Raw genomic sequence first — 17424 nt, 5'->3', positions numbered from 1 at the left:
AAAGCTATACCATGAGCGCATGCGCTCCACCGACCCCGCCGACGAGCTCATCGCGGCCTGGCGGGCCGAGCTCCCCGACGTGCTGGGCCCCGAGACCGAGCTGGTCAAGCGGGTCACCCTGCTCGCGCGCGCGCTCGGCGACGCCGTCGACGCCGAGCTGCCCGGCCTCGGTCTCACCCCCGCCGAGTACGACGTCCTGGCCGCGCTCCGCCGCGCGGGCGCGCCCTACGCCCGCCGGCCGAACGACCTCACCCGCGCCCTGTTGCTGTCCTCCGGCGGCACGAGCAACGTGGTCAACCGCCTCGCCGCCCGGGGCCTCGTCGCCCGCCGGCCCGATCCGGACGACCGCCGCGGCACTCTCGTGGCCCTCACCGCCGAGGGCGTGGCGCTCGCCGAGGAGGCGGTGCGCACGAGCACGGCCTCCCACGCCGCCGTGCTCGCGGCCGTGCCCGAGCCGGTGCTCGCCGCGGCCGCCGCGGCGTTGCGCGAGGTGTTCGCCGCGGCCGGCACCATGCCCAGGCCGGGTGCGCCGGCCGCGCGCAGGCCCCGCAGGCCGGGTCCGGGCTGACCGGACCCCGGGCCGCACCGCGGACCACTAGCCTTTTCGGCGTGCAGGTCGACCACGACGCAGGGCGTACGGCGTTCCTCGACGGGCTGCGGGCACTGCGGGTCGTGGCCGACGGGCTCGACGACGACCAGCTGCTCGCCGCCAGCCGCTGCCGGGGCTGGACCGTGGGCGACGTCCTCGTCCACGTGCACCTCGGCCTGCAGGAGATGCTGCTCGGCGTCGTCAGCCCCACCGACCGCTCCCCCAACACCGACGCCGCGAGCTACTGGAGCACCCCGACGGGACGACAACCCGCGGCGGGCCCGGTCGGGCACGTGCGGTTCGTCCGCGCGATGGGCGTCGCCTACCAGTGCCCCACCGGGATCGTGTCGCACCTGCACCCGACCGCCGACGCCATCGCCGTCGCCGTCGCCGCACTGCCCGAGGGCGCCGTCGCGATCCAGGGCCGCACGATGCGCACGGGCGACTTCCTCGCCACGTGGGCCCTCGAGCTCGCCGTCCACCACCTGGACCTCGGCGCCGAGCTCACGCTCGACCCCCCCGCCCCGGCCGCCCTGACCACGGCCCGCGCCACCGTGGAGGAGCTCGCGGGCGGCCCGCTCCCCTGGGAGGACGAGACGGCGGTGCTGATCGCCACCGGCCGCCTCCGGCCCGACGAGGAGCAGGTGGCGCGGGCAGGCCCGCTCGCCGCCCGCCTCCCCGTCCTGGGGTGAGCCCCGGGCCCCGCGGGGCCGTTCCCTGACTGCGACATGACGCCGCCACGGCTACCGTCGGACGCTGTGCGGGGGCGTCTGATCCTTCGGTGCGTCGGGCTGCTGCTCGGCCTCTGCCTGCTCGCCGGCGTGCTCGTCGCCGGGGTGTCCTACCCGCTGGCCGTCGGCGCCGGGCTCGCCGCCAACCAGGCGAGCGACAGCCTCAGCGGCCTGTCGACCGAGCTCATCGCGGGCTCCCTCCCGCAGACCAGCACCGTCACCGACAGCCGCGGCACCCCGATCGCCCACCTGTTCGCGCAGGACCGCGAGCTCGTGACGGTCGACCAGGTGGCGCCTGCGATGGTCGCCGCGCTCATCGCGGTGGAGGACCGGCGCTTCTTCGAGCACGGCGGCGTCGACTGGCCCGGCACGCTGCGGGCCGTGCTCGCCAACGCCGCGTCGGGCGACATCGAGCAGGGCGCCTCCACCCTCACCCAGCAGTACGTCAAGAACTACACGCTCTACGTGCTCGCCGGCACCGAGGCCGAGCGGCTCGAGGCCGTGGAGCAGACGCCCGCGCGCAAGCTGCGCGAGGCGCAGATCGCGATGCAGCTGGAGCGGCAGCTCACCAAGAACGAGATCCTGATCCGCTACCTCAACACGGTGTTCTGGGGCAACGGCGCGTACGGCATCGCCGCCGCGGCCCGCACGTACTTCGGGGTCACACCGGACGAGCTCACGATCCCCCAGGCCGCGTTGCTCGCCGGCATGGTGCGCAGCACCAGCGGGTTCGACCCGGTGCGCCACCCCGAGGCCGCGCGCGAGCGGCGCGACCTCGTGATCCGGCTCATGCAGGAACAGGGCATGATCGACGACGAGCAGGCACAGGCGGCGCTCGCGAGCCCGCTCGGGGTGGCCTCGCCGCTGCACACCCTGCCGAACGGCTGCATCGGCGCAGGCGACGACGGCTTCTTCTGCAGCTACGTGCTGCACTACCTGGCCGCCGCCGGCATCTCCCAGAACCAGCTCGAGCGCGGCGGCTACACGATCCGCACCACCCTCGACCCGGACGCCATGGCGGCGATGACCGCCTCGCTGAAGGCGCAGGTGCCACCCGACTCGCCCGACGCGGCCAACGTCATGTCGATCGTGCAGCCCGGCACCGACCACCACCGCGTGCTGGCGATGGGCTCCAGCCGCGTCTTCGGCCTCGACGCCGCGGCGCACCAGACCAGCTACGGGCTGCCCTACGAGCCGGTGAACCTCGGCGCGGGCTCGACCTACAAGATCTTCACCGCGGCCACGGCGCTGGAGAAGGGCCTGGGCATCAACACCCAGATCGAGGTGCCGCCCGGCGGGTACGCCTCGCCGATCTACCGGGACGGCAGCGGCCGCCCGATCCCCGTGCAGAACGCAGGCAGCTACGCCCCGCGGCTCTCGCTCACCGACGCCCTCGCCCAGTCGCCCAACACCGCGTTCATCAGGCTGGAGGAGTTCACCGGCGTCCCGCCCGTGGTCGACATGGCCGTACGGCTGGGCATGCGCTCGCTCGCCACCACCCCCTTCGTCGACCCGGCCACCGGCCGTGCCACCGACCGCTCGATCGCCGAGGTCACCAAGGCCCAGAACCAGGCCTCCTTCACCCTCGGCGTCACACCCACCAGCGTCCTGGAGCTCGCGAACGTCGGCGCCACGCTCGCCAGCGGCGGCAAGTGGTGCCCGCCCACCCCGATCGAGTCGATCACCGACGCCGCCGGCAACGCCGTGCCGGTGCCGGAGGCGCCGTGCGAGCAGGTCGTCGAGCCGGGGCTGGCGAACACGCTGCTCACCGGGCTCTCCAAGGACGACCAGGCGGGCGGCACGGCGGGCGGCGCCGCAGCGCAGTTCGGCTGGACCCGGCCGATGGCCGGCAAGACCGGCACCACCCAGGTGCACCAGTCCGCCGCGTTCTTCGGGGTGGTGCCGCAGATGGCCGGCGCGGTCATCACGTTCGACAACTCGGCGAACCCCCGGCCGCTGTGCGACGGCCCCGGCGCCCCGTTCGCCTGCCGCAGCGGCAACATCTTCGGCGGCAAGACACCGGCCCAGACCTGGTTCGGCGCCATGACGCCCCTGCTCGCCGGGAAGCCGGTCGAGCCGCTGCCACCCACCGACCCGCGCTACCTCGAGGGCGGTGCGGCCACGCGCGTCCCCGACGTCATCGGGCGGACCGAGGCCGACGCACGGGCCCGGCTGGAGCGGGCCGGCTTCCCGGTGACGACCGGCACCGTCGACAGCGCCGCGCCGGCCGGCACCGTCATCGGGCAGTCCCCGCGGGGCACCGCCCTCCCGGAGGAGACGATCACGCTGCAGATCAGCAGCGGGTCGGTCCCACCACCGCCCCCGCCGCCGGGCGCGGGCTGACCCCTACCGCCGCGGGCGTAGGCGAAATGCCTCCGCGCAGCCGACGCGGCGCTCGCCCCGCGGGGCCAGCATCGAACACATGACGACACCGTCGAACCCCACCGGTATCCGCGCCTCCGACGCCGAGCGCGAGGCCGTCGCCGAACGCCTGCGCGAGGCGGCCACCGCAGGCCTGATCACCATCGCCGAGGCCGACGAGCGGCAGGCCGCGGCGTACGCCGCCGTCACCCGCGACGAGCTCGGGCCGCTCACCGCGGACCTGCCCGCCGCGGAGAAGACCACACCGGAACGCGCCACGGCCCCCTGGCGACGCGGCCGGCTCACCGCCGGAAGCCGCAGGCGGCTCGCCGTGCACGCCGCGGTCGTCGGCTTCCTCGCGGTCTTCCTCGTGACGCGGTGGGCGATGGACCCCGCGCCCTGGTTCTGGCCGGTGTGGCCGATGTTCTGGCTGGGCCTCAGCGTGCTGGTGCACGGCCGCCTCGCCCCCCGGGCGGCACCGCCCAGCGCCGCAGCCTGACCCGTCGCACACCGACATCGGCGCTCGCACACCAACTGCAGTTCATGTGCGGGCGTCAGGGTTGGTGTGCGAGGGGCCGGGGCGGGCGCTCGCAACCAGGAGGCGCGCGCCCTCCGCGCCGGCCCGGAGCTCCAGGTACGCCTCATCGGCGGGCTCCGACCACGCCGTCCGGCGCGCCGGCACCTGCTCGCCGCCCACCTCCGCGCCCCCCTCGACCACGAGGGCGAATGCGCGGTCGGCCGCCGGCACGGGCAGGTCGAGCGCCGCACCGGGGGCGAGCGTGACGAGCACCACCTGCGCCGCCGCGGCCGGCCGGGCGGCGCCCTCCACCCCGTCCACCGTGCCGGCGAGCACGTCGACCTCCGCGCCGGGCCGGGCGAGACGCGGACGGTCGGCGGCGCGCAGCTGCTGGTGCCCCGGCGGCGCCGACCGGGCCTGCGCGGGCAGCTCCAGCCACAGCTGCAGGACGTGGGCGGCGCCGTGCTGGTGGGCGACCTCCCGGTGCACGATCCCGCGGCCCGCGGTCATCCACTGCGCGTCGCCCGCCTCCAGCACGCCCGCGCCACCCGCGTCGTCCTCGTGCTCGAGCGCCCCGTCCAGCACCACGGTGACGGTCTCGATGCCGCGGTGCGGGTGCCACTCGAAGCCCGGCGCCGTGATCCGGTCCTCCGACAGCACCAGGAACGGGGCCGTCCGCGGGTCGCCGGGCCGCACGTGCAGCCACTTGTCGTCGACCTCTGCGTCCGGGCCCGCGTGCAGGGCCTCCTCGACCCGGTCGATGCGGCGCACGGCGCTCAGCCGAACAGCTTCCCGGCCTGCTGGACGACCGTGAGCACGGCGAGCACCCCGAACAGGAGCACCGACCACACCAGCGCGCCGACGCGGAACCCGCGGATCCGGATGGCCGCCGGCAGCATCCTCTTGTTGATCACGATCAGCAGGCCGGAGTAGATGAACATCATCACGCCGCCCACGCACGCCGAGATCACGGCCAGGACGATCGGCTGGGAGAACCCGGCGGCGATCACGACGATCCCGATCACCGCGAGGCCCCACACCAGCCCGGCGTAGAGCTTGCTCTCCGAGGCTTCGGGTGCGTACATGGTCTTCAGCACGTCGGCGGCGAGCCGGCTGGTGTAGTCGACGATGCCCAGCGCCGCGGCGAAGAGCGACACCGCCCCGACGACCCAGAAGAAGTACCCGAACCAGGTGCCGACCCGGTCCATCAGCACGTTCCCCTCGACCTTCAGGAACGAGATGTCGTTCGTGACGTCGGGGTGGCCGAACACCGTGGCGTAGGCCATCAGCGACATGAACACGATCGACACGAACGAGATCAGCACGAACGTCCACAGCTGCTCGCGGTTGGCGAAACGCCACCAGCCGTGCCAACGGCCCAGGTTGTCCTCGGTGGGCACGAACACGTACCCGACCCGGCCGCGGGCCTCCGGCTCCCCGGTCAGCGGCGACACGATCTTCGGCACGTAGTGCCCCATGCCGAAGCCCTTGTCCCGGATCCAGTTGCTCTGCACGAGGTTCTGCCCGCCGCCCGCGCCGGCGAACGCCAGCGCGCCCATCAGCGTGGCGAACCCGATCTCGGCGGCCGGGAACTGCGCCTCGGTGGCGATGCGCGGCACGTCCGCCCACGCCGCGCCGATCGCGAACAGCGCTCCGATGACCACCAGCAGCACGACGGCGGCCACCTTCACCATCTGCGCCCGTTCCAGCGCGTTGTAGACCACCGGGGCGAGGGTCAGGATCGCCCCGACCAGCACGAGGAGCACGATCGCGATGACCTGTGCGCTGCCACCGAAGAGGTAGCTGAACAGGGTGCCCGAGCTGGTCACCCACGCGGGCCACAGGTTCGCGAAGTAGGCCAGGATCGCGAACACCAGGCCCCAGTGCCGCCACAGCCTGCTGAACCCGGTGATCGCGGTCTCGCCCGTGGCGAGCGTGTAGCGCTCGATCTCCATGTTCAGGAAGTACTGGGTGATCAGCCCCAGCAGCGCCGCCCAGACGAAGCCCAGCCCGATCTGCGAGGCGATGTAGGGGAAGAGGATGAACTCCCCGCTCGCGAGCCCGACCCCGGCGGCGATGATGCCGGGACCCACGAACCGCCACTGGTCGACCGGCGGGGCGGGCAGCTCGCGCACCTGCGGCGGGGGCAGGTACTTCGTGGGAAAACGCGTCGACGGGTCGGTGGAGACCGCGTCGTCGTGGTCCGCGGACATCGGTACTGGCCTTTCGGTGTTCGGGGATCGTTCGGTGCGGTCGGACGCGGTCAGCGCTGGACGTCTTCCTCCGCACCCAGCAGGGACAGCTCGTGCGGCCGGGGAGAAGCCTCCCAGTCGCCGGGCACGGTCACGGCGAGCGCCCCGGTGATGGCCGCCGTGCGCAGGCCCTCGTCCGGGTCGCAGCCGGTGAGCCGGCACGCGAGGTAGCCCGCGACGAAGGCATCGCCCGCGCCCACGCTGTCGACGGCGTGCACGGGGACCGCCGGGACCTCGATCGACCTGCCGTCGATCAGCGCGGTGGCGCCGTGCCGGCCACGCTTGATCATCACCTCGCGCGGGCCCAGCTCCGCCAGCGCCGCGGCCAGCTTCTCGGGCCCGACCGATCCGTCGGCCTCGAGCGCGATGCGGGCCTCGTCGTCGCCCGCGAAGAGCATGTCGGCGCCGGCTGCGAGCTCCCGGAACACCGGAGCCGCTGTGGCGGCGTCCCACAGCCGGGACCGGTAGTTGAGGTCCACCGACACCGGCACGCCCGCGGCGCGCGCCCGGGCGAGCGCCTCCCGCACGGCTGCGGCGGGGCCCTCGCCCAAGGCGGGCGTGATGCCCGTCACGTGCAGCACCCCGGCGCCCTCGACGATCCCGGCCGGCACGTCCTCGGGCCGCAGGTGCGAGCCCGCGCTGCCGTGGCGGTAGTACGTGACGTTCTGCACGGAACCGGTGCGCCGCTCGCGGAGCATGAGCGCGGTGGGCGCGTCGTCGCGGTGGACGACGGCCCGCACGCGCTCGGCGAGCAGGTTGCGTTCGACCAGGTCACCGATCGGGTCGCGGCCCAGCCGCCCGATCCAGGTCGCCGCCACGCCGAGCCGGGAGACGCCGATGGCGACGTTCGACTCCGCGCCGCCAATGGACAGCCGCATCCCCTTGGTCAGCGAGAGCGGCCCGACGTCGTCGGCCACGAGCAGCCCGAGCGTCTCACCGAGGGTGACCAGTCCGGCGCCGGTCATGAGCGGGCCGCCGCGAGCGCCGCCCCCGCCCGTTCGGCGAGGGCGCCGAGGTCCCCGTCGGGTGCCAGCGCGTCGCCGATCAGCGGCGAGCCCATCCCCACGGCCACCGCGCCCGCCGCCAGCCACCCGGCGACCGAGGCGATGTCGACGCCCCCGGTGGGTACCACGGGGACGTCCGGCAGCGGGGCACGCACGTCCTCGAGGTAGCCGGGGCCGAGCTGACCGGCCGGGAACAGCTTGACCGCGCTCGCGCCCGCCTTCCACGCCGCGGCGATCTCGGTGGGCGTGAACGCGCCCGGGTAGCTCGCGATCCGGTGGCGCAGCGCCGCGGCGATCACCTCCGGCTCCACCGAGGGGGACACGACGAAACGCGCGCCCGCGGCCACCGATCGGTCGACGTCCGCTGCGGTCAGCACCGTGCCGACGCCGACCTCCACCTCGGCGGGCACCCGGGCGGCGAGCCGCTCGACGACGTCGAGGGCGCCCTTGGTCGTCAGCGTCAGCTCCAGGCTGCGCACGCCCGCCTCGACGAGCACGTCGACCACCGCCTCGGCGCGGTCGGCGTTCTCCGCCCGCAGGATCGCGACGACGCGCGTGTCGGCGAGCGCGGCACCCACCGGAACGCGATCATGATCGGGACGCTCGGGTGCGCTGGATCCGGTCACAGGCGGTGGTCCCCCCTCCGCGGGCGCCGGAAACGGGGTTCCCGCGACGGCACCAGCGACGTTTTACGTAGTGGAATGAAGTTTCACCAGGCTCGCTGCATGATGACCGTCCCGAGGCGGCACGACAAGCGTGCGGCACGCCGGTGCCCGTGATCGGCCGGGGTGATCTCGGACTCGCACCGGAGCGAGCGGCGCTGTCCGGACCGGTCACCCCAACCGTCCGGTCCCGTTCGCCCGGGCGTCACCCGGCCGTGCCGGCCCGGGCACCCGCGCGCCCCACGCTCGCTGCCGACCGTGACCCCGGCGGGCCAGAGGAGCTGCCCCCATGATGCCAACCCTTCGCCGCGCCGCCGTCGCGTGCGCGGCCGTGCTCGCGCTCACCGCGTGCGGCGAGAGCGCCGTCGGCTCCCCCGCATCCCCCGGAGCCGAGGACACGCTCGTGTTCGCCTCGATCCCTTCCGAGGAGTCGACGTCGCTGCAGCAGAGCTACGCCGCCGTCCTCGCGATGCTGGAGCGCGAGACCGGCACGAAGATCGAGTTCCAGAACGCCACCGACTACGCCGCCGTCATCGAGGGCATGCGGGCCGGGCAGATCGACATCGCGATGTTCGGCCCGTTCTCCTACGTGCTGGCCAGGGGCCAGGACCCGGGCATCACGCCGATCGCATCGGTGGTGGACGCCCCCGGTGACGAGCCGGGCTACCAGTCGTACGGGATCACGGCCGCGGATTCCGACATCACCGACCTCGCCGGGTACGCGGGCCGCACCGTCTGCTTCGTCGACCCGAACTCCACCTCCGGCTACCTCTACCCCACCGCGGGCCTGATCGAGGCCGGCGTGGACCCGGCGAAGGGGATCACCCCGGTGTTCGCGGGCGGGCACGACGCGTCGGCGCTCGCGGTGGCGAGCGGGCAGTGCGACGCCGGCTTCGCCTACGACACCATCGTCGACAAGCAGCTCATCGACTCCGGGCAGCTGCAGCCCGGGCAGCTGCGCGTGGTGTGGCGCTCGAAGATGATCGCAGGCTCGCCGGTCGCCGTGTCGAGCCACGTCGACCCGCAGCGCCGGCAGGTGATCGCCGACGCGTTCGCGCAGAAGGCGAACGTCGACTACCTCACGGCGAGCGGGTTCTGCGCGACGGCGGCGGACTGCAAGGTCGGCGAGGAGGGCGGCTGGGGCTACGCCCCGGTGGACGACGCCCTCTACGACGGGGTGCGCCGGGTCTGCGAGGTCACGAAGGCCGAGTCGTGCACGAGCCTGGGCTGACCGCCGTGACCCACGCACCGGAGTCCGTCATCGAGCTCAGCGGCGTCCACAAGCGCTTCGGGCCCGGTGTCCACGCGCTCGACGACGTGTCCCTCACCGTGCACGCCGGGGAGGTCGTCGTGCTGCTCGGCGCGTCCGGCTCGGGCAAGTCGACGCTCCTGCGGCACGTCAACGGACTGCACCGCCCGTCGTCCGGAACGGTGCGCGTGCTGGGCACCGACGCCGGCACGGCCCGCGGGACCAGCCTGCGGCGGCTGCGGCAGCGCGTCGGGATGGTGTTCCAGCAGTTCCACCTCGTGGGCAGCCTGACCGTCCTGGAGAACGCCTGCACCGGCGCCCTGGGGGCGCTGCGCGGGCCGCGGCTCGGGCTGCCGACGTACCCGCGGCGGGTGCGCGCGGCCGCGCTGGAGCAGCTGGACCGGGTCGGCCTCGCCGACCAGCGGTTCCAGCGCGCCGACACCCTCTCCGGCGGGCAGCAGCAGCGGGTGGCCGTGGCCAGGGCGCTCCTGCAGCAGCCGCGCATCCTGCTCGCCGACGAGCCGGTGGCCTCCCTCGACCCGGAGTCCGCCGCGCAGGTCCTGCAGCTCATCGCCGCGCTCGCCCGCGAGGACCGGCTCACCGTCCTGTGCAGCCTGCACCAGGTGGACCTGGCGCTCGCGCTGGGTGAGCGGGTGGTCGGGCTGCGCGCGGGCCGGGTGGTGCTCGACCGGCCGGTGGCCGGGCTGGACCACGACACGGCCATGGCGGTGTACACGTCCGCGACACCCGCCGCCGTGCCGGTGCTCGCCCGGTGACCGGTACGCGGACCCTCGCCCGGCCCTCGCGCACGGGCACGGCCGCGGTCCTGGTGCTGCTCGCGCTGCTCGGGGCGGCGCTGTGGTCGGTGGGCGAGCTGCGGCTGAACGTCGCCACCCTCGTCGACAGCGCGGGCAATGCGGCGGACTTCCTCTCGCGCACGGTGCCGCTGGACTTCCCGCCGGTCGCCGAGGTGCTCGGGCTGTGCGCCCAGACGCTTGCCATCGTCGTCTGCGCGACCCTGCTCGCGGTGCTGCTCAGCGTGCCGGTCGCGGTGCTGGCCGCGGGCAACACCAGCCCGGCGCCCGCGGCCCGTTACGGCGCCCGCGCGCTGGTCGTCGTCGCGCGCGCCGTGCCCGACGTGGTGCTCGCCATCGTGTTCTTCCGGCTCTTCGGCCTCGGCGCCGCCGCGGGTGTGCTCGCGATGGGGCTCCACTCGGTCGGGATGGTCGGCAAGCTCTACGCCGACGCGATCGAGCAGGTCGACGAGGGGCCGCGCACGGCCGTGCGGTCGGCGGGGGCGGGCCGGCTGCAGGAGCTGGTGGCCGGGGTGCTGCCCGCGGCGCTGCCGGCGTTCGTCGCGACCGCCCTGCACCGGTTCGACATCAACCTGCGCATCTCCGTGGTGCTCGGGTTCGTGGGCGTCGGCGGGCTCGGCTTCGAGATCGCGAACTCCCTGCGCAGGCTCGACTACCAGCGCGGCATGGCGCTCGCGCTCGTCGTGCTGGGCCTCTGCGTGACGGTCGAGCTGATCTCGGGCGCGGTGCGCCGGGCGCTGCTGCTCCGCACGACCGGCCGGGCGGCGACCCCGCCGCCCGCCGGCGGGCTCACCCCGCCGTGGACGGCCCGGCGGGTGCGCGCCGCCCTGTACGCGGGCGCGACCGTGGCCGTGATCGCCCTCTCCGCGCCCGCGGCCGGCCTCACCCCCGCGCAGCTCGTCACCGGCGCCGGGCAGCTGCCCGCCACGCTGGGCCTGTTCTGGCCGCCGAGCACCGGCGGGATCCTCCCCGACCTGCTGGCCGAGCTCGCCGTCACCGTGCAGATCGCGCTCGCCGCGACGCTCATCGGCGCCCTGCTCGCGCTCCCGGTGGGCGCCATGGCCGCGCGCAACGTCGCCCCGGCGCCGGGGGTGGCCGCGGCGTTCCGGGCGGTCGTCGTGGTGGTCCGCGGGATCCCGGAGCTGATCATCGCGATCGTGTTCGTCGTGATCACCGGGCTCGGCCCGGTCGCCGGGGCGCTGGCGCTCGCGATCGGCGCGGTCGGCCTGCTCGGCAAGCTCGTGGCCGACTCCCTCGAGGAGACCGACGTGCGCGTGCAGGAGGCCGTGCGCGCCACCGGCGCGTCCCGCCTGCAGGTCTTCACGGCCGTGACGCTCCCGCAGGCCGCGCCCGCGCTCGTGGCCCACCTGCTCTACCAGCTCGACGTCACCATCCGCTCCGCGACGCTCCTGGGCATCGTCGGAGCGGGCGGGATCGGGTTCTACCTGCTCAACGCCTCACGCGTGATGCAGTTCGGGGTGGTCACGACGATCCTGGGGCTGGTGTTCGCCACGGTCATGGCCGTCGAACTGCTCGCGCTGTGGCTGCGCCGGGCGGTCCGCTAGCGACCCTCGACCTCCGAGCCTCCGCGGCCCCTACGGGCAGCACCGCGGGCAGGCCGGGCCCTGCCCGATGGGGCGCGTGGCGCCGCCAGGAGGCGGTCCCACCGGGCCGGGGCCGCAACCGGGGCCAGCGCAGCGATCAAGGGCAAATGGTCGTTCCCAGGGCCGATTCGATGCGCGTGCGGCAGCCCAGCCGGGAGCCCGAGCCCTCGGTGCCGGTCACAGCAGGGGGACGACGACCAGCCCGGCCGCGACCGTCACGTCCAGCACCCCGCACCACTCGGCGTAGGAGCGGGAGACGGTGCGCTCCTTCGCCATGTGCACGAAGTCCCAGATCCCGTGCGCGAGCATGCCGGCGGCGACGAGGTAGCGGCCGAGGTCGGGGTGGACCGCGAGCCCCACCACCGCGAGCGCGGCGAACCCGGCCATCCCGGCGAGCTGCAGGCGGAAGTCGGGCTCGCGGTGCAGTCCGTGGCCCGCTCCCCAGACCGTCGCGCCGAGCGCGGCGGCGAGGATCACGACGGCCGGCTCGACCAGGTCCTGCACGCGGAGCAGCACGAACAACCCACCGAGGACGCCGAGCACCGGCCAGCTCGCGCGCCGCCGGCGCAGTACCGCCAGCACCACGTAGAGCAGCGGCATGAGCATCAGCAGCCGCGCGTAGCCGTGCGTGGTCGCGTCGGTCACCTCGGCGAGGAACACGTCGGCGCCGAGGGCGAACCCGAGGGCGGCGGGCCAGCGCCGGACCACCGCACGCGCGATGCGCCGCACCGGGCGCGACTCGATCGTCGTCATGCGCCCAGGTTCGGCCGGGGTGAGCGCGACCGGCAGGTGCGCGCTGTCACGGGTGAGCCGTGCGGACCGTCCGGGCCGACCGTGCGCCGGCGGATCGGGCGACAACCGCCTCGGGCGTTCACGGCCGTTTCCGCGCCCGTTACCGGCGGCGCCGTTGTCCGGACAAGGCGGCCAGGCAGCGTTGCCCACCGTGACGACCACGCGGTACCTGGAGATCGCCGACGAGCTCGCGGCCGAGCTCGCCGGCGCACCGGCCGGTTCCCGCCTCGACGGGGAGCACGGGATCGGCAGGCGGTTCGGCGTGGGGCGCGCGGCCGCGCGGGCCGCCCTGCAGGAGCTGGAACGCCGACTGCTGGTGCGGCGCGTGCAGGGCGCCGGCACGTTCGTGAACCGGCGCATCGACTACACGATCTCGCACGACCGGCGCCCGTCGTGGCACGAGACGGTCGCGGCGGCCGGCGCGCACCCGCGCACCGTGGTCCGCGGGATCGAGGCGCTGCCGCTGCCCACCGAGCACGCGGCCGCGCTCGGACTGCCGGCCGGCACCCCGTGCCACCGGCTGGAGCGGCAGTCCTACATCGACGACCTGCTCGCGGCGCGCGTGGACGAGTGGGTGCCGGTCGACCTGGTCGCCGACCTGGACCTCGCGGTGCAGGCCGCCGAGTCGCTGGACGTGGTGCTGCGGCAGGTGGCACGGGTGGACCCGGTGCGCGCGTGGTGCCGGGTGAGCCTCGACGTCCCCCCGCCCGCCGTCTGCGCCGGGCTGGAGATCGAGCCGAGCCGGCCCGTTTGGCTGGTGGAGAGCGTCAGCCGGGACGCCGCGAGCGGCCGCCCGGTCATGTGCAGCAGGTCCTGGATGCGCTCGGACGCGGTCCGGGTGGTGGTCGAGCTGGGCTCGATCCCGGAGGGGGAGTAGCCGTGAAGGAGAGGGATGGAGTTCTCGCGTGAGGAGCGGGCCGCGCTGCTGGCGCTCGCGCGCTCCGAGGAGCTGGTCGGGCTGGCCGACGCCTGCCTCGCCGACGGCGCGGTGCCCCGCGTGCTGCGAGCACCCGAGGTGGGCTGCGTGGCCACGCAGGTGCGCGAGCCGATCGCCGGCGAGCGGTTCCTGCTCGGCGACGTGCTCGCCGTGCAGGCCGAGGTGGAGCTGGGCGGGTCGCGCGGGTGGTCGATGCGGCTCGGCGACGACCGCGCCGCCGCCCACGCCGCCGCGATCTGCGATGCCGAGGTGCAGGCCGGGCGGGCCCACGCCGCCGACGTGCTCGACCTGTGCGGGCGCATTGCCGCCCGCGAGGCCGCTGCCGAGGCCGCGGAATGGGCGCGGCTCGCCCCGACCGTCGTCGAGTTCGAGGAGCTGACGTGACCACGACCGCGGTCCCCGTGCTGGACGGGGACACCGCGCAGCGGGCGTTCCGCGCCACGCTCGACGCGCTCGCGCACCCCGGCGTGCGGGCGGCGCTGCCCCCGGTCGCCGCCGTGCCGGCCGCGCTGCTGCCGGTGCTCGCGCTCGCCGACCTGGACACCCCGGTCTGCGTGCTCGGCGACACGCCCGACGGGGCGTGGGCGGACGCGCTCGGCACGGCGACGGCGGCGCCGGTGGCGCCGCTCGCTGGGGCCCGGCTGGTGGCGGCCCTGCGCCCGCTCGCCGCCGGTGAGCTCGCGGCCGTCCGCACCGGCAGTGCGGCGGCGCCCGAGGAGGCGGCGCTCGTCGCGCTCGCCGTCGCGGGCCTCGACGGCGGGCCGGAGCTGGTGCTCTCCGGGCCCGGCGTCCCGGGCAGCCGGGTGATCGCGCCCCGCGGCTGCCCGCCGGACCTGGTGGCGGCCCGGACCGCCGCGGCCTTCCCCGCAGGACCCGACCTGCTGCTCATCGCCCCGGACTGCGCTGTGGTGGGGATTCCCCGCAGCACCCGGATCATCGAGGAGGACTGACATGGGCTACTCGGGAGCCCGCGGCGGCCTGGAGGCGATCCTCGCGGCCGAGCGGCTGGTGCGGGAGGAGCGCGACGACGCGCCGGCGCCGTGGGCGTCGACCGCGCAGATCAGCGCCCGGTTCCGGCTCGCCGTGGACCGCGTGCAGGGCGAGGCCGGGCTCTACCACGAACCCACCGCCGCGGACGCGTTCCGCCAGGCGGAGGGAGACACCCTGGAAGCGGCGCACCTGGTGCGCGCCCACCGCTCGACCCTGCCCCGCCTGGCCGTGAGCGAGCCGGTGGACCCGGACGAGATGGTCGTGCTCCGCCGCATCGTCCCCGCGCACCGCACCCCGGACGGCCCGCAGCTGCTGGGCCGCACGACCGACTACACGGGCCGGATGCTGGAGCGCGAGCCCTCTCCCCCTGCACGAACGACACCCCCGTCCGACAGGTCCGCACGAACGGGCCGTCCGTCCAACGGCGCGGAGCGCCGGCCCACCCGGTTCTCCGCGTTCCTGCGGTCGCAGGACCTGCTCGTGGACCACGCCCCCTCCGACGCCGCGCCGTTCGACGTCACCCGCCGCCCCGCCCGGCCGCCCGCGCCACGCTCGGCGGTGCTCGCATCGATGGCCCGCGCGGAGACCGGGGCCCTCGTCGGGCTCTGGTACCGCTCGATCCTCGGCCCGGACGGCGACATCCACGAGGTGACGCTCGGCGAGGTCCGCCACGGCCACCTGCCGCTGTCGGTGCGGCACCCGCACACCGGGAAGCCGGTGCGGGTCGGCCGGTTCCGGGCCACCGAGACCGAGGCCATCGAGGACCTCGACGGCGCCGACGAGGACCGCACCCGCTTCGACGTCGGCTACGGACTGTGCTTCGGGCACAACGAGCGCAAGGCGATCGCGATGGCGAACCTCGACATCGCCTGCCGCCGCTTCGGCCGCTCGGGCCCCCTCGAACAACTGCTGCTGCTCACCACCGACGGGCTGGACTCCGCCGGCTTCCTCGAACACCTGAAGCTGCCGCACTACGTCACGTTCCGGTCGATGGTCGAGCGCAAGCAGGCCATGCGCGCCACCGGCGTGGCCACCGATCCTCCCGGGAGGGACTGCCGGTGACATCGACACAGACGATCACGACCAACCCGGGCGTCGAGGACATCCTCGCCCGCATCGACGCCACGACCGCCCCCGTCGGCATCCTCGACGAGGGCGCCAAGCGCGAGATCCGCCGCGCCGCCCTCACCGCCGTCTGCGTGCCCGGCTACCAGGTGCCCTTCGGGTCCCGGGAGATGCCGGTGGCGCGGGGCTGGGGTTCGGGCGGCCTGCAGGTGACGCTCGCCGTGATCGGTACCGACGACACCGTCAAGGTGATCGACCAGGGCGACGACGCGGGCGTCAACGCCACCAACCTGCGCCGCCTCATCGCCGGCAGCACCGGGTGCGCCGAATCGGCCGACTCCCGCGAGGCCACGGTGATCCAGACCCGGCACCGGGTGCCCGAGCAGCCGCTGCACGACGGGCACGTGCTCGTGCTGCAGGTGCCGGTGCCCGAGCCGCTGCGCGGCGTGCAGCGCTCGGTGGCCGAGTGCGCCCGCATGCACGCCGAGGCCGACTACTCGACGATGTGGGTGAGCCTCTACGAGGACCTCGTCCGCAACGGGGTGATCACCAGGTCCACCGGCTACCCGGTGCTCGTCGGCGGCCGCTACGTGATGGCCACCACGCCGATCCCGCGCTGGGACGTCCCGCGGCTGCACCGCTCGGAGCACCTCAGCCTCTTCGGGGCCGGGCGCGAGAAGCGGATCTTCGCGGTCCCCCCGCACACCGACGTCGAGCCGCTGACGTTCGACGACGTGCCGTTCGAGGTGGAGGGCCCGGGAGAGGGCACCGACGGGGTCTGCGTGCGCTGCGGCTCCGACGACACGTTCCTGGTCGAGGCCGGGCCGGGTCGCTTCGCGTGCAGCGACACGGAGTGGTGTGCGCGCGTGGCGGACGGCGACGCCGACCGGGCGACCCACCGCGCGGCGGCCCCGCTGCACCTGCTGTCCGTCTCGGCCGCCCGCCCCTCCGGATTGCAGCAAGGCCACTTCCATGCAACGTCGTTGCGTGAAGGTGGCGTTGCTGCAACATCCCGGGGCACGGAGTGGGCGCTCCTCGTCGAGGGCATCGGGAAGGTGCACGGGCCCGGGGGCGCCGCGGCCGTTCCCGGCACCGGGCCGGAGCACGGCACCGCCGTCAGCCCGTCCACCGGGGCGATCGTGGCCGCGTGGGACGTCGGGTTCGACGTGGCGCCGGGCGAGGCCGTCGGGTTGATCGGCGAGTCCGGCTCCGGCAAGTCGACGGTGCTGCGCTGCATCGTCGGCGATGAGCCGGCCACCGCGGGGCACCTGTTCCTCTCGGCCGTCGACGCCGGCGGCACCGACGTCATGACCCTCGACGGCCCCGCCCGGCGCGAGCTCCGGATCGCGACGCTCGGCATCGTCCACCAGGACCCGTCCGAGGGGCTCGCGCTGGACGTCACCGCGGGTGGCAACATCGCCGAGCGCCTGACCGCCGCGGGCTGGCGCAGCTACGGCGCGATCCGCGCGCGGGCCGCCGACCTGCTCGACCGCGTCGAGGTGCCGCTCTCCCGCATGGACGACCCGGTCCGCACGTTCTCCGGCGGCATGCGCCAGCGCGTGCAGATCGCCAAGGCCCTCGCCACCGACCCGGACGTCCTGCTGCTCGACGAGCCGACCACCGGCCTCGACGCATCGGTCGCCGCGGGCGTGCTCGACCTGCTGCGGGGCCTGCTCGCCGAGCGCGACGTCGCCGCCGTGGTGGTGAGCCACGACTTCGCCGTGATCGAGGCGCTGACCGACCGGTCGCTCGTGATGCAGCTCGGCCGGGTGGTCGAGCAGGGGCTCACCGACCAGCTCTTCCGCGACCCGCACCACCCCTACACCCAGCGGCTCGTCGCCGCGGCCCGGAGGTGA

17 protein-coding genes are annotated in these 17424 nt (G+C 75.0%); 12 read left to right on the top strand and 5 right to left on the bottom strand.

Annotated features, from left to right (window positions below; genetic code table 11):
• The first annotated feature begins 19 nt into the window (after positions 1-19).
• The 4 genes from ABEA81_RS08560 to ABEA81_RS08545 all read left to right on the top strand — a co-directional run bounded on the left by ABEA81_RS08560 (position 20) and on the right by ABEA81_RS08545 (position 4180).
• A complete protein-coding gene (locus ABEA81_RS08560) occupies positions 20-568 on the top strand; it encodes a MarR family winged helix-turn-helix transcriptional regulator (protein WP_345604312.1) in 549 nt (182 codons plus the stop codon).
• Positions 569-609: 41 nt separating this feature from the next.
• The gene (locus tag ABEA81_RS08555) at positions 610-1281 is read left to right on the top strand and encodes a maleylpyruvate isomerase N-terminal domain-containing protein (RefSeq protein ID WP_345604311.1); all 672 of its coding nucleotides are present in this window, start codon (positions 610-612) and stop codon (positions 1279-1281) included.
• A gap of 66 nt (positions 1282-1347) precedes the next feature.
• Positions 1348-3663 carry a penicillin-binding protein gene (locus ABEA81_RS08550; protein ID WP_345604310.1) on the top strand — a complete coding sequence of 772 codons (2316 nt, stop codon included), beginning with the start codon at positions 1348-1350 and terminating at the stop codon, positions 3661-3663.
• A gap of 79 nt (positions 3664-3742) precedes the next feature.
• Positions 3743-4180, top strand: coding sequence for a DUF1707 SHOCT-like domain-containing protein (locus ABEA81_RS08545; protein WP_345604309.1), 438 nt, complete (start codon positions 3743-3745; stop codon positions 4178-4180).
• 42 nt (positions 4181-4222) lie between these two features.
• Here the strand turns inward: ABEA81_RS08545 and ABEA81_RS08540 are convergent, their stop codons facing one another.
• From ABEA81_RS08540 to ABEA81_RS08525, 4 genes are read right to left on the bottom strand one after another with little or no spacing between them, the layout of a single operon-like run.
• Positions 4223-4969, bottom strand: a complete 747-nt coding sequence (locus ABEA81_RS08540; protein WP_345604308.1) for a pirin family protein — start codon at positions 4967-4969, stop codon at positions 4223-4225.
• Positions 4970-4974: 5 nt separating this feature from the next.
• Positions 4975-6411 carry an Nramp family divalent metal transporter gene (locus ABEA81_RS08535; RefSeq protein ID WP_345604307.1) on the bottom strand — a complete coding sequence of 479 codons (1437 nt, stop codon included), beginning with the start codon at positions 6409-6411 and terminating at the stop codon, positions 4975-4977.
• Positions 6412-6461: 50 nt separating this feature from the next.
• Positions 6462-7415 carry a sugar kinase gene (locus ABEA81_RS08530; RefSeq protein ID WP_345604306.1) on the bottom strand — a complete coding sequence of 318 codons (954 nt, stop codon included), beginning with the start codon at positions 7413-7415 and terminating at the stop codon, positions 6462-6464.
• A complete protein-coding gene (locus ABEA81_RS08525; protein WP_345604305.1) occupies positions 7412-8032 on the bottom strand; it encodes a bifunctional 4-hydroxy-2-oxoglutarate aldolase/2-dehydro-3-deoxy-phosphogluconate aldolase in 621 nt (206 codons plus the stop codon). Before ABEA81_RS08525 ends, ABEA81_RS08530 begins: the two co-directional genes overlap by 4 nt.
• 373 nt (positions 8033-8405) lie before the next feature.
• Between ABEA81_RS08525 and ABEA81_RS08520 the strand changes: the two genes are divergently transcribed.
• Genes ABEA81_RS08520 through phnE form a run of 3 tightly spaced genes read left to right on the top strand, consistent with a single transcriptional unit; the run spans position 8406 to position 11745 of the window.
• Positions 8406-9347: a phosphate/phosphite/phosphonate ABC transporter substrate-binding protein gene (locus ABEA81_RS08520; protein WP_345604304.1), complete on the top strand. Its 942-nt coding sequence runs from the start codon at positions 8406-8408 to the stop codon at positions 9345-9347.
• 5 nt (positions 9348-9352) lie between these two features.
• The gene (phnC, locus tag ABEA81_RS08515) at positions 9353-10141 is read left to right on the top strand and encodes a phosphonate ABC transporter ATP-binding protein (protein WP_345604303.1); all 789 of its coding nucleotides are present in this window, start codon (positions 9353-9355) and stop codon (positions 10139-10141) included.
• Entirely contained in the window at positions 10138-11745 is a 1608-nt protein-coding gene (phnE, locus tag ABEA81_RS08510) for a phosphonate ABC transporter, permease protein PhnE (protein WP_345604302.1), read from the top strand. Before phnC ends, phnE begins: the two co-directional genes overlap by 4 nt.
• 216 nt (positions 11746-11961) lie before the next feature.
• Here phnE and ABEA81_RS08505 read toward each other — a convergent pair whose 3' ends face one another.
• A complete protein-coding gene (locus tag ABEA81_RS08505) occupies positions 11962-12537 on the bottom strand; it encodes a hypothetical protein (RefSeq protein ID WP_345604301.1) in 576 nt (191 codons plus the stop codon).
• Between the two features lie 190 nt (positions 12538-12727).
• Here ABEA81_RS08505 and ABEA81_RS08500 point away from each other — a divergent pair, with 190 nt between their 5' ends.
• The 5 genes from ABEA81_RS08500 to ABEA81_RS08480 are packed head-to-tail and all read left to right on the top strand — an operon-like array spanning position 12728 to position 17424.
• Positions 12728-13453 (top strand): GntR family transcriptional regulator, encoded by a 726-nt coding sequence (locus ABEA81_RS08500; RefSeq protein WP_345604300.1) that lies wholly within the window; start codon positions 12728-12730, stop codon positions 13451-13453.
• Between the two features lie 15 nt (positions 13454-13468).
• Positions 13469-13897 carry a phosphonate C-P lyase system protein PhnG gene (locus ABEA81_RS08495; RefSeq protein WP_345604299.1) on the top strand — a complete coding sequence of 143 codons (429 nt, stop codon included), beginning with the start codon at positions 13469-13471 and terminating at the stop codon, positions 13895-13897.
• Positions 13894-14463 (top strand): phosphonate C-P lyase system protein PhnH, encoded by a 570-nt coding sequence (gene phnH / locus ABEA81_RS08490; RefSeq protein WP_345604298.1) that lies wholly within the window; start codon positions 13894-13896, stop codon positions 14461-14463. The genes ABEA81_RS08495 and phnH overlap by 4 nt, the downstream gene beginning before the upstream one ends.
• 1 nt (position 14464) lies before the next feature.
• The gene (locus ABEA81_RS08485; RefSeq protein ID WP_345604297.1) at positions 14465-15565 is read left to right on the top strand and encodes a carbon-phosphorus lyase complex subunit PhnI; all 1101 of its coding nucleotides are present in this window, start codon (positions 14465-14467) and stop codon (positions 15563-15565) included.
• Positions 15562-17424, top strand: a complete 1863-nt coding sequence (locus tag ABEA81_RS08480; RefSeq protein WP_345604296.1) for an alpha-D-ribose 1-methylphosphonate 5-phosphate C-P-lyase PhnJ — start codon at positions 15562-15564, stop codon at positions 17422-17424. The genes ABEA81_RS08485 and ABEA81_RS08480 overlap by 4 nt, the downstream gene beginning before the upstream one ends.

The organism is Pseudonocardia adelaidensis, assembly GCF_039543345.1.
Lineage (GTDB): Bacteria > Actinomycetota > Actinomycetes > Mycobacteriales > Pseudonocardiaceae > Pseudonocardia > Pseudonocardia adelaidensis.
This window is presented reverse-complemented; position numbering and strand designations above follow the sequence as displayed.

What these genes read in the sequence shown, in the direction of transcription:
- ABEA81_RS08560 (WP_345604312.1), top strand. Translation starts at nt 20, where the DNA reads ATGCGCTCCACCGACCCCGCCGACGAGCTCATCGCGGCCTGGCGGGCC.
- ABEA81_RS08545 (WP_345604309.1), top strand. Translation starts at nt 3,743, where the DNA reads ATGACGACACCGTCGAACCCCACCGGTATCCGCGCCTCCGACGCCGAG.
- ABEA81_RS08535 (WP_345604307.1), bottom strand. Translation starts at nt 6,411, where the DNA reads ATGTCCGCGGACCACGACGACGCGGTCTCCACCGACCCGTCGACGCGT.
- ABEA81_RS08530 (WP_345604306.1), bottom strand. Translation starts at nt 7,415, where the DNA reads ATGACCGGCGCCGGACTGGTCACCCTCGGTGAGACGCTCGGGCTGCTC.
- ABEA81_RS08520 (WP_345604304.1), top strand. Translation starts at nt 8,406, where the DNA reads ATGATGCCAACCCTTCGCCGCGCCGCCGTCGCGTGCGCGGCCGTGCTC.
- ABEA81_RS08505 (WP_345604301.1), bottom strand. Translation starts at nt 12,537, where the DNA reads ATGACGACGATCGAGTCGCGCCCGGTGCGGCGCATCGCGCGTGCGGTG.
- ABEA81_RS08495 (WP_345604299.1), top strand. Translation starts at nt 13,469, where the DNA reads ATGGAGTTCTCGCGTGAGGAGCGGGCCGCGCTGCTGGCGCTCGCGCGC.
- ABEA81_RS08485 (WP_345604297.1), top strand. Translation starts at nt 14,465, where the DNA reads ATGGGCTACTCGGGAGCCCGCGGCGGCCTGGAGGCGATCCTCGCGGCC.